This is a genomic window from Saccharospirillum alexandrii (genome assembly GCF_043641555.1).
GTDB lineage: Bacteria > Pseudomonadota > Gammaproteobacteria > Pseudomonadales > Natronospirillaceae > Saccharospirillum > Saccharospirillum alexandrii_A.
This window is the reverse complement of sequence record NZ_JBHZRJ010000002.1, coordinates 119,299-131,275: the sequence shown is the minus strand read 5'-3', so window position 1 is coordinate 131,275 and position 11,977 is coordinate 119,299. Positions and strand designations below refer to the sequence as shown.

Below are 11,977 nucleotides of genomic sequence, written 5' to 3'. Positions count from 1 at the left end.
TCAACGCAAGCACTCTGAGGAAAGGGACACGTGACTGACTCCACCCCTAAAAACTGGATTTCCCAGGCACAGGACTGGTTGTGGCACCCCAATCTGTCCAAGCTGCCGGGACCGGGTCGGCTCGGTATTCGGATAGCCAGAATTGGCTTTGCCGTCATCAAGGATCTGACGCGGGGCAATACCAATCTGCACGCCATGAGCCTGGTGTACACCACGCTGCTGTCCATCGTTCCCTTCCTGGCGCTCAGTTTTTCGGTGCTGAAAGGCTTTGGCGTTCACAACCAGCTCGAACCACTGCTGCAAAGCCTGCTCCTGGCGCCACTGGGCGAGCGCAGCGAAGAAATCACCAGTAATGTTCTCGACTTTGTCGACAATATCCGTGTCGGGGTGCTTGGCGCCGTCGGTCTTGGCATTCTGGTGTATACCGTCATTTCTCTGGTTCAAAAAGTGGAGCGGGCTTTTAACCAGGTCTGGCGAGTCAGCCAGATTCGGCCGCTGGCTCAACGTTTCAGCAACTACTTGAGTGTCATTCTGATCGGGCCTTTACTGGCTTTTTCGACGCTCGGTGCCACCGCCGCCCTGGTCAGTTCCGATACCGTTGCGTCCATGCTGGAAATCGCTCCGCTGGGGTGGGTATTCAGCCTGCTTTCCCGGCTGGCACCCTACGTGGTCATCATTACGCTGTTTACCTTTCTGTACTTCTTCATCCCCAACACCCAGGTTAAGTTTCGGCATGCGTTTATCGGCGGTGCTGTAGCGGGTTTTCTGTGGCAAAGCCTGGGTTATCTGTTCACGCTTTTTGTCACCAGCTCCACCCAGTACACAGCCATTTATTCGGGGTTCGCGGTCGGTATTCTGCTGCTGGTCTGGATCTATCTGTCCTGGCTGGTGTTACTGACCGGTGCAACGGTGGCTTATTACAGCCAGAATTTTCGCTTTATCCGTCAGCGTCAGACCGTTCTGCCCAGCGCAGAAACCGATGAAGCCGTGGGCCTGACCCTGATGTATCGGATTGCGCGCTGCTTTGACAGGAACGAACCGGGCGTCAAGGCCGTTTCATTAAGCAGCGAAATGAACGTGGATGCGGCGGTCGTCGACCGCCTGATGGACAAGCTGCTCGAGGCACAACTGATCGTCCGCAGCGAAGACCACCTGTTAACCCCGGCCCGGCCGCTGGACCAGATTGGGTTGGCTGACCTGCTGCACACCATCCGTGCGCCCGACTCCAGAGTATCAACACCCCCTTACACCTCGGCGATGCAAGACACCATCAAGCAAGCGATGATCACGGCGTTTAAGGATCAAACACTCGAAGACTGGGTGCGCCGGAGTGAAGACACGGAAAGTGACTAGGGCGCAATGGTGACCATGCTTTCATCGGCCCACCGGACCGCTTCCAGATAGGCCGTCGCCCATTGTGCTGGCGTCAGTGGCGTTTGCTCCAGAGAGTCAAAGTCCATTTGCTCATAGGCCAGCACCCGCCGCAACACGTCACCGGCAACGCCTTCGTACTCCAGCAGAGCCAGCTTGACCGGCATACTGAGAATGATGGTATCGAGCAACTCGACCATGGGTTGATCCATAAGAGCATCCAACACCGAGAACAACCCGACAATGAACATTTGATGGCGTACTTCCGGGTGCCAGAGGTCTGCAACCCGTTCGCACAGGCGAGCTCGCACCAGTGCCGTGGTGATCAGTTCGCGCGGCTTGCTGTCGTCCATCCGCGTCATCAGTATCAGCGATACCCAATGTTTCACGTTATCGATGCCCAGCAGCACGATGGCATCCTTGATCGAATCGACCTCACGACGCAGTGAAAACGCCGCGCTGTTGATGTAGCGCAGCAACTTGTAGCTGAGGGAAATATCGTGCGCGAGCAAGGCTTCAAGTTCATCCAGGCCGACATCGGGCTGCTGTAACTTGTTGAGCAAATCGAAAACCACCGCCTTGTTCGCAGCTACGCCCTTGCGCATCACTACCTGCGGCCGGCAAAAGAAATACCCCTGATAACAGTCGAAACCAAGCTCCTCACACAATTGCTTCATGGCTTGAGTTTCAACCTTCTCTGCGATCACCTGCACCGGGTAACGCCGCAACTGTGCCATCAACGCCGTCAGTTCATCGCGTCCCCGACCCAGCACATCGACCTTGACGTAGTGCGCCCAGCACAACATAGGCCGGGTCTCGTCAGTCAACTCAAAGTCATCCAATGCCAGCTTGAACCCCTGCTTCGATAACCGCTCCAGGCCAGACATGACCTCCGGCGTGGCACGGATATCTTCCAGCACTTCCAGTACGCACTGCTCCCGAAACATCGGGGTCAGCGCACCGTCTGTGATAAAGGCTTTGGGTAGATTGATGAACACCAGGCTGCTGCCGGTCAGAGTATCGATGCCGATGTGAATAAAGGAGTTAAGAATGGCGTCGCTGGAGGCGCGATCGGGATCGTCGAACTGGGCTTCATTGACATCGCTGTCGCGATACAGCAATTCGTAGCCAATCACCTTGAGCGCGCGATCGTATATAGGCTGTCGAGCAATGAAAAACTGCGCCATGGAGGCCCTTCCTGCTGGCTTATCTTGCCTGATAAGCGCCTACAGTAGCCTCTGCGGCCAGTCTTGCCAAGTGGCTATTGTGTCTCGGAGATTCATCGGAGTCAGTGAAGACTGAGCAGCTTTGGTCCGCATCGGGTGCCGGAGATCCCCCGTGGGGTCGGCGTAAACCTGTCCATGGCAGTCCAACTGATCCGTCACCCAACGCTCTTGTTATGCAAACTCCGAGACATGAGTTACAACTGGCCCAGTGCCTGATCGAAATCAGCCATCAGATCGGACACCGCCTCAATGCCCACCGAAAGACGCAACAGGTCATCCGGTACTGGGGTCCCTTCACCTTCTATACTGGCGCGATGTTCGACCAGGCTTTCCACACCTCCCAATGACGTGGCACGCTTCCAAACCTTCAGTGTGGCCGCCACCTGGATGGCTGCCGCTGCACCGCCCCTGATTCGAACCGACAGCATCCCGCCAAAACCGTTGCGCATTTGCTGACGGGCAATCTCATGCCCGGCGAAGCCCGGCAAGCCTGGGTACAGCACTTCCTCAACCGCCGGGTGTGCATTCAGATGCTCTGCCAGCCGCTGCGCATTGGCCGAGCACTCGCGCACCCGTATTGCCAGGGTGCGCATTCCGCGCAACAACAGCGCTGCTTCAAAAGGCCCCAGCACCGCACCACCCTGGGAGCGCTGTTTGATCAGACGCTGCCAGAACTCATCGTCGCGGGCTGTCACCAGCGCACCGGCAATCACATCCGAATGGCCGTTCAGATACTTGGTGGCTGAATGCATAACAAGATCTGCCCCCAGCAAAAGCGGCTGGGTATGGATGGGTGTCGCCACAGTTGAATCCACCACCACCCGTGCGCCCGCGTCATGCGCCAGGCCACAAATGGCTTGAATATCCGCCACCGTCCAGAGCGGATTACCCGGCGTTTCCAGCCAGATCAGCCCGGTCTTGCCAGGCTGGAGCGCGGCGGCTACCGCTGCGGTATCACTGGTATCAACGAAACTGACGTCAATCTGCCATTGCTGCGAAAACTGCTTCAGCCAGTTGCGCAACGACCAGTACATCACCACCGGCGCAATGACATGAGCACCCGGTTGCAACGCCTGGAACACCGCTACCGAGGCGGCCATGCCTGACGCAAACACCAGCGCATCGGCACCCTGTTCCAGCTCGGTCAGAACCCGTTCAACCGGGTCGTAACCGGGGTTATCGGCACGCGAATAAATGCGCCCCCGGCTGTAACCGTTGTCGGTATCACGTTGATAGGTGGTGCTGTTATGGATGGCAGGAATCAGTGCACCGGTGGTGGCGTCGATATCGCCCATGGCCTGAGCCACCAGCGTTTCCGTTTGATAAGGGTATGGCATTAAGTCGGTCTCAACTCATCGAAAAGATGCGCGACAGTGTAGCACTACCGATTACACGACCGTAGCGGCATTGATAGCGACCAACTCACAGAGTTTATTTGAGTAAGATTTTAACTTTGCAATAGCTTAGCGATGGGTGGCAGGTCTGCTCTTGCGGGGGTATCTGAGGCAGGGACTAAAACGCCGGGAGCGTTTTAGCATGAGCGCAGCGAGCCCGCAGGGTGAACCCCATGGATGGGGTTCATATCCCGAAGTTAAGCCTACATGAAGGTATTCACGGCGACCCCGCAAGAGCAGACCTGCCATCCGTCGCGGGCTCTAGGCGGTATATAATATTTAACCTCCGAACCTTGAGGTATTACCTCAAGGTTCGGAGTCTGTTGATTGGCCATGCCCCGAGTCAGCCTGCAACTCTCCGGCAGGCACACGCCCGATGCCCCAGCTTCGGTGGATATAGCCCACCACTTCGTCCAGTTCGTCCCGGGTGATCAGCGCCAGCTCGCCCCGCTCCAGCGGGTCGAAATGGAAGATGTATAGCCTTGAGGCAAACTGGGCGAATGGCAAAGACGCCTCACCATAGCGCTCACCCTTGCCAGCGGTACTGACTTCTACCCCATCGCCCCAGTTCTGGCCGCTGTCGTTGTTGGGGTTATAGAAGTACACCCGCATAACCTGCTCCGGGTCCATCGCCACCCGTAGTATGGTTATGGCGTGCCAGCCAATAAAACGCGCCGCACTGTCGGTCACGGCAATGCCAGCCGGTTGCGGGTGGATCAGCGGTTGATTGCCGTTGTAATAGGGATGGTAGGAGGCGTAAAAATGACGCAGAAAATCTTCCAGGTCCACCAGCGCACCGGTGGCCACATCGACATTAATGTTGAAGCCGCGACCGGACCACCAACCATGAAACTCCGGATTCACCCAGCGATGCGGATCGCCTTCACGGCCAATACAACGACGGCCCATCTCGGCATAAATGCGGTCGAGATGAGGCACCACCAACAGGGATACGGCGTCGAGATCGATCGGCAAACTGCTGGCAACGCCCGACTCGCTCTCGCAGGACGAAATGGGCTGACCTTCAAAATGCATGATGATCTCGTCATCCCGCGCGGCCCAGGCCACCATTTGCAACAGATAGTCCGGGTCGTTGTAAGCCCACATCGATAAAGCCCGGGCCGACTGACAGGTCGGGTTATTGCCCTGCCCTACACCGAGCGGCTGACCCAGCATGCACAGCACACCTTCCAGCAGCCGTGAGCGGGGTTCAATCGCATCGCCAAAGGCTATCGACAGCCGGGTTCGCGACCACTCCGACAGAATCAGCGCCAACTGACGCCACATCGCCGGCGCGACCGATGGGTGATAGAGAATGCCCCGCTCCAGCGTCAGCGCCAGCCCGTAAATGGCCTGTGCCGTTTGCGGATGCACCGCCTCGCGGATCAGGGCATAGACAAGCTCGCGGTAGCACAACAAACAATCACGACCGGTCGTCGACAACCCGAGCGCTTCCGGCAACAGATGATCATCGGACTCCAGCAAATGCCGTAACAGCGTGGCATGGTAGGGCGAGACGAGACCCGTATCGTGCATGGCCCGGGCAAAGCCAGTGGCCTCTTTGAGCAAAGCGCTGGAATCCATGGCATTGAGGCTGTGCTGATAGGCTTCCACACCCGGGTCATCCCGGCACGCCTGAGTCGGCCCATACAGGCTGCTGACCAGCCGGTCAGCGCCCTGTCCGCTGGTGCCCAGATCAATCTCCGGATTGGCCTGGCAAATGGCGATCTGTGTAATCATCTGTTTGATCGAATCAACCTGGATAGGCCGCTGATTCAGAATGCGCCAGATTTCGTCGATCAGCTGATCGATAATCTGCTCATAACCAATGCGTTCTGCCAGGTGTTTCAGCAGGTTTCGCGGCAACTGCGCGAGCCGCCCCTGGGTCTCCCGTTCCGCCTCGCTCGGCGGCGTGAACAGCAGGGACAGATTCGCAGCCAGCACCTGGCTCAGGAAATGACTGGCCTGCTCGGACGACAGCTCTTCATGTGCATATATACCCTGGGCAACCGCCAGGAATCGCAGTTCGCTGAGCGCCTCAATCACGACCGATTCAGCCACAGGACTTTGCAGGGAATATCGCGACAACGTCGGTATCAAAACGCTCGGGTTGGCCCAGTCGGAGCCCCAGAACACACCCGCGTCTTCCAGCGCTTTAATGCGTGTTTCCAGGGCAGCACAGCCACCTTCCTGCAGCATGATTCGCCGGGCCGTATCGAATACCCGGCCAATTTTGGCGGGCTTCGAAAAGGTCGGAGCTTGCGCCAGTAAGACGGCCGCGTCATCCATTTGTGCCAGCAGACCGTCCAGTCTGGAGCCTTCAGTGGGCGTTGTATTATCCGGACTCACGGTCGTTCTCCATTAAAACTCACCCTGTCTCTCCTGTGGAGCGACTGTCACAACATGGCCAGCAATTCTCAACTGGCTGGCCATGGTCTGAATGTCAGACTAGATATAGAAATCAAGTTCTTGCTGACGTTCCAGCAAGCGATGCATCTCCTTGGCATCCTTACCCACAAAGAACAGCAGACCCCAGTGGGTACCAAAGGCGGTGCGTTTGGTCACAATCTCTTCCTGAGGCGTGGTCAGCTCGTGGGACTCGAAATACGGATGGTCTTCCGTCTCTTCCGGAATTTCCAGGCGGCTGACAACACGGCGACGCGGGTACACACCAAAGCAACCGGCATGGGCCTTTGCATCGGTAACCGCCTCCGGGAAGTAGGCTTCCACCTCCTCGTCAGTCGATTTCGGGTCGAATACCAGCATGGTCGCCTGATAGGCATTGAAGCCCTCGTAAACCCGCTCCAGCAGTTCAAATACCTTAAAGCCCGGCGGCCGGTAAGCCACTTCGCCAAAGTACATGGTGCCATCGCTGGTCACAAAGTACTCGGGGTGAATCAGCCCGAACTCGATGTCGAACGTCTTGATCAGCAGTTCGATCTGAGCCGTGATCTTCTCGCGGTAGACTTCCAGTTCCGGGGAGGCCGGCACGTAGACCGAATAACCAAGCTTGACGTACTCGGAAATATTCAGGAATCGGATCTTGCCGTTGTGAATCCAGGCTTCAACCGCGAATTCCCAGCCATCCAGATGCGACTCCATCAAAGAAGGAAACTCCTCATCGGGAATGCTGTCGACTTCATCCGGGGTGCGAATCACCCGGTGGCCAAGGCATCCGGCTTTATCGAACGCCTTGACGTGAATCGGATCGTTCGGGTCGCCATCGAGTTTCAGCAGGGTCTGGTTGACCCGTTTTAAAAAGCGAATGATGTCGTCCCGGTCATGGGCTTCTTCAAAAATACCCACCCGTATGCCACCCAGCTGGGCACGCCGCTTCATCAGCGACTTGTCACGCATCAGCATGGCCTGGCCCAGCAAACGTGGGTTATCCAGCAATACCGAGTTGATGGCACCAGCCCATTCAACGGTTTCCTCGAACAGGGGAATCGACACATCCACGCCCATGTCTTTCAGCGTCTGTGCAATTTCCATAGACCGGTCGTTCAACCGTTCGAAATTCCAGGGGACATAGGGGATCTTGTGTTCAAGACAGTATTCTTCGGCCCAGTCGGGCGCGACCACGACGTAACGTCGGTCGAATTTCTCTGCAGCCTCAATGGCATTCAGGCTCCAGCCCAGCAATGCTATATAACCCTTGTTTGGATCTTTCTTCATAAGAGATGCCTCTTTGATTGATAGATGGATCCAACCTCTTTAGCGAGATCTGGTGCGACCCACCATACGCCAGTGAGCCGCTCTGGTACACCGAGCCGCGGGTACAATCAACGTTACGATAAGCCGCAGAGACCGCTATCACGGGCATCAAGACACATTGGAATTTTTTTATATCGGGGTAAAAAAGAGGGGCTAAACGCGGTGATTTCTGCCCAGTTCCGGCAGGATCACCGCGTTAAACGGTCAAAAATACGCTCAGACAGCCGCGTCTTTTCGGCTCTGTTCACGGCGCCGCAGCACTTCATAGGCCACCGCCAGAACCACGGTCACCAGAATCATGATCAGGCCCAGTGCGTTTACTGCCGGTGTCAGACCCGTGCGCACTTTGGTCGCGATATAGACGGTGAGCGTCGTATCGAAACCCCGCACAAAGAGCGTGGTGTTGTAGTTTTCGAACGATTGCAGAAAAGCAATCACAGCCGCCGTCATAATGGCGGGCTTGAGATACGGCAACAACACCCGGCGAACAACCTGGGAATGCGTGGCCCCCAGGCTGTAGGCCGCTCGTTCCAGCGTTCGGTCAAACCGTTGTAGCCGTGCTAGCACCATCAGCATCACGTAGGCAGCAATAAAGGTGGTTTGCGCGATCACCGTCAGCCCTATACCGCCACTCACCCCCAGGTTACGCCAGAAGATCAGCGTGGAAATGCCAATGATTACACCCGGTGTCAGTAGCGGAGACAGCATCAGGCTGTAATAGAAGTTCTTGCCTTTGCCTTCATAGGTCGACAAAAACAACCCGGCTGACACCCCGATTGGCACCGCCAGCGCCAGCACGCCCAGGCCCACAATAAAGCTGTTGAGCAGGGCTTCCCACATGGCAGTATCGTTGGCCAGTTCACCAAACCAGCGCCAGGTGGTTTCCCGCCAGGGCCAGATCGTAGGAAAACGGCTGTCGTTGAAGGTGGCGATCGACATGATCACCAGAGGCGTGAACAGATAGATAAAGAACACCACCAGGTAAAAGCGAATGCTCCAGTACATGAGTCGTTGCGAGGTCATTTGCCAATATCCCCCAGTCCGATGCGGAACACCTTCATTACCGCGGCAATGAACCCGATACACAGAATCAGCAACACAAAGGCATAGGCCGCCCCCATGTTCCAGTCGCCACCTTCAAAGAACCAGTTGTAGATGATCTGGGTAAACCAGCGGCTGCCCGGAGAACCCAGCAGTGCCGGCACCGCGTAACTACCTGCAGCCAGCATAAACACCATGATGCAGCCGGTGGCGATACCGGGTTTGGCGTGCGGAATCACGATGCGCCAGTGGATACGAAGCAACCCTGCCCCCAGGTTCCGGGCGGCCCGCACCTGGTTGTTATCGAGGCTCTCAATGGCGTTATACAGCGGAAACACCATAAACAGAATATAGGCGTACACCATGCCTATTAGCACGCCGCCATCGCCGGTGAGAAAGCGAACCGGCCGGTCGATCAACCCCAGCCCCAGTAACAGGGCATTCAGCGGGCCCTGGAACGACAAAATCAGGTACCAGGAAAAGGTCCGCAGAATTTCGTTGATCCAGTAGGGAATGACCAGCAGCAGCGCAATCAGCATCACCTGTTTGGCGGTTGCCAGCTGCGCCAGAAAATACGCCACCGGATAGGAAACCAGCAGGGTCAGCACCGTCACCAGAATGCTCGACCAGATGGTCTTGAAAAAGATGGTTCGGTGAATGTCATTACCAATCAGCGTTTGGTAGTTACCCAGGGTGTAGACGTCTTCCGGCCCCCCAAGCTGGCTCGGAATCAGGTTGGGCTTGAACGAATAGTCGATCATGATCAGCTGTGGCAACAACACCAGCACAATCAGCCAGAACCACAGCAACAGCAAGACCACCAGCGTCATCGGCCTGCCAAATCGGGCGGTCAGTTGCTTAATCATCAGCCGTCTCCAGGGGTCTGTCTTCCGGCAATACCACGGTTTCAGCGACCTGAAAGCCAAGGGACAGTGTCGACCCCTGATCTACCTGACCACCATAGGCGCGCTGATCGGCCTGCACATGAATCTGAGCGGGCAACTGGGCGTGGCGCGTCTCAAGCGTCAGGTGGGCGCCTTCAAAGTTGACGGTTTCGACACTGACATCGAGGCGGTTAACATCCTGCTCGGTGGCCGCTTGCAGGCTTTCCGGGCGTACGTACAGGCCGCAGGGTTGACCCGGCTCAAGCCGGGTACCCATTTGGCCCCTGAACTGGCCGGCTGCGCCGCAATCGACCACCACCTGCTCACCATCGATGGAGATGACCTTGCCCGGCAACCGGTTGTTTTCGCCAACGAACTCGGCCACAAAGGCGGTTTTGGGCTTGCGGTAGAGCTCAATCGGGGAGTCAACCTGTTGCAGGCGCCCCGCCGACATCACCGCAACCCGATCCGACATGGTCAGCGCTTCGCCCTGATCGTGGGTGATGTAGATGAAGGTGATTTCGGTGCGTCGCTGAATTTCTTTCAACTCGGTGCGCATGTGCTGGCGCAGCTTTAAATCGAGCGCCGACAAAGGTTCATCCAGCAGCAACACTTTCGGTTCCACCGCCAGTGCCCGGGCAATGGCCACCCGTTGTTTCTGACCGCCGGACAGATCATCGATCCGGTACTGGCCGCTGCCCGGCAGATCCACCAGTTCGAGCAACCGGTCGGATACCTTGCGCCGTTCGGCTTTGCTGACGCCTCGAACCTCAAGGCCAAATTCGATGTTTTCCGCCACACTCATCAGCGGGAACAGCGCCAGATTCTGAAATATCATCGAGGTGGGCCGCTTGTTGGCGGGCACCGCAGCCATGGGCTCATTGCCAATATTGACCGACCCGGTCGTGGGCTCCAAAAAACCACTGACAATGTTCAACAAGGTGGTCTTGCCGCAGCCAGAGGGGCCCAGAAAACTGAAAAACTCACCGGACTGTATGTCCAGATCCAGGGGATGTACGGCTGTGAAGTCGCCGAATTTCATGGAGATGTTGTCAAGATGGACTCGACTGTCCATAGCAGTTACTTCCTGTCTAAGCGTCCCTGATACCTACATTATTCAGGCCTTCCATCCCGGAACGACCAAAGCCCCGCACGGGGCGGGGCTGTCTGGAATCCGCTGTTGCAGCGGTTATGTCCGGTCTGATCAGGCTGACAGGTACCGGTCCTGGTACTCGTTGCGGATCGACACATACCAGGGCTCCTGGATGGGCCACCACCAGAGGTTCGCCAGATCCTGCTCGGTGTAGGAGTTGGTGAAGAAGTCTTTGGTCGCCTGTGGCAACAGGGCTTCGGCACCGCGTGAGGTCGAGTTGTAGCCCGTGGCCTTCACAAACATGGCTCCCGCCTCTGGCGTGTAATACCAGTTAATGAACTCGTACACCGCATCGACGTTCTGGGCATTCTTGGGAATCACGAAACCTTCCATCCAAGCCAGAGCCCCTTCTTTGGGCGCTGCGTAGGCAATTGGCAGACCTTCCTGAATCAGATTGAAGGCGGTGCTGTCCCAGGTCTGACCGGCTACGGCCCCATTGGTGCGGAACGCGCCCTGGGCTTCGTTTTCGGTATTCCAGAACTGAGCAATCATGCCCTTGTGCTCAACGGCGACCTTGAGAATTTCATCAAAGTTGGCGCGTGCTGCGGCTTCTGTCTGGAACATGTCGAGCAAGGGAAACGGCAGGCGACCCTGCTGTTCAAGCCACAGGCCAATGCCGATCAGCGCCGAGTGGCCGCGCACGGTCACACCGGTGCCGTGATCGGGGTTCCACAGATCGCCATAGCTCAGGTTGCTGCGGTCTATGCTGGAATAGTCCGTGTGGTAGGCAATCGCCTCGGTGCCCCAGTCGGAGGGTGCAAAATAGCGCTTGCCGTCAACAACCCCGCCCACTTCAGACCCTTCGATGGCGCTTTCCAGAGCACCATCCCAGTTGATGCGGCTGGTATCCAGTGCCTGCACCAGTTCAAAATCGACATAACCCGGCACGCGGTCAACCGTCGGCATGATGATGTCGAAGCCGGAGCCGTCGGTGGCGCGCAGGCTGTTCATCAACTCGTCATTGGTGCCATAGGGGGTAAAGGTTGCATTGATGCCGGTCTTTTCCCGAAAATCGTTCAGCATTTCGTCGGTTATGTAGCCGGCCCAGGCGTAGATCCGCAGCTCCTGGCTCTCGGCCAGTGCCCGGTTGATGTAGAAGGGACTGGCGGCAACTGCGCCAGCAGCCATGGATGTTTTTATAAACTTCCGTCTTGTAAAGGTCATGGTCCCACTCCAGTTGTCTTTCCTGAAAAT

Annotated in this window: 9 protein-coding genes; 1 reads left to right on the top strand and 8 read right to left on the bottom strand. The window is 56.9% G+C overall.

Translation table 11 applies throughout. The features are described 5' to 3' along the window. The first annotated feature begins 30 nt into the window (after positions 1–30). Positions 31–1,353, top strand: coding sequence for a YihY/virulence factor BrkB family protein (locus ACHUE7_RS06440; RefSeq protein ID WP_394169260.1), 1,323 nt, complete (start codon positions 31–33; stop codon positions 1,351–1,353). Here ACHUE7_RS06440 and ACHUE7_RS06435 read toward each other — a convergent pair. From ACHUE7_RS06435 to ACHUE7_RS06400, 8 genes are all read right to left on the bottom strand, one after another. Then, positions 1,350–2,558: an EAL and HDOD domain-containing protein gene (locus ACHUE7_RS06435; RefSeq protein ID WP_394169259.1), complete on the bottom strand. Its 1,209-nt coding sequence runs from the start codon at positions 2,556–2,558 to the stop codon at positions 1,350–1,352. The two genes, ACHUE7_RS06440 and ACHUE7_RS06435, sit on opposite strands and share 4 nt — an antisense overlap. A gap of 233 nt (positions 2,559–2,791) precedes the next feature. Further along, positions 2,792–3,934 (bottom strand): trans-sulfuration enzyme family protein, encoded by a 1,143-nt coding sequence (locus tag ACHUE7_RS06430; RefSeq protein ID WP_394169258.1) that lies wholly within the window; start codon positions 3,932–3,934, stop codon positions 2,792–2,794. 363 nt (positions 3,935–4,297) lie between these two features. Further along, positions 4,298–6,280: a hypothetical protein gene (locus tag ACHUE7_RS06425; protein WP_394169882.1), complete on the bottom strand. Its 1,983-nt coding sequence runs from the start codon at positions 6,278–6,280 to the stop codon at positions 4,298–4,300. 159 nt (positions 6,281–6,439) lie between these two features. Next, positions 6,440–7,666 (bottom strand): ATP-grasp domain-containing protein, encoded by a 1,227-nt coding sequence (locus ACHUE7_RS06420; protein ID WP_348475153.1) that lies wholly within the window; start codon positions 7,664–7,666, stop codon positions 6,440–6,442. Between the two features lie 255 nt (positions 7,667–7,921). Next, positions 7,922–8,728: an ABC transporter permease gene (locus ACHUE7_RS06415; protein ID WP_348475151.1), complete on the bottom strand. Its 807-nt coding sequence runs from the start codon at positions 8,726–8,728 to the stop codon at positions 7,922–7,924. Further along, on the bottom strand, positions 8,725–9,612 hold the full coding sequence (locus ACHUE7_RS06410) for an ABC transporter permease (protein WP_181952700.1): 888 nt from the start codon (positions 9,610–9,612) through the stop codon (positions 8,725–8,727). The genes ACHUE7_RS06415 and ACHUE7_RS06410 overlap by 4 nt, the downstream gene beginning before the upstream one ends. Continuing rightward, positions 9,605–10,705 carry an ABC transporter ATP-binding protein gene (locus tag ACHUE7_RS06405; protein ID WP_394169257.1) on the bottom strand — a complete coding sequence of 367 codons (1,101 nt, stop codon included), beginning with the start codon at positions 10,703–10,705 and terminating at the stop codon, positions 9,605–9,607. The genes ACHUE7_RS06410 and ACHUE7_RS06405 overlap by 8 nt, the downstream gene beginning before the upstream one ends. A gap of 129 nt (positions 10,706–10,834) precedes the next feature. Next, complete coding sequence (locus ACHUE7_RS06400; RefSeq protein WP_394169256.1) at positions 10,835–11,947, bottom strand: extracellular solute-binding protein; 1,113 nt, start codon at positions 11,945–11,947, stop codon at positions 10,835–10,837. Between the last annotated feature and the right edge of the window lie 30 nt (positions 11,948–11,977).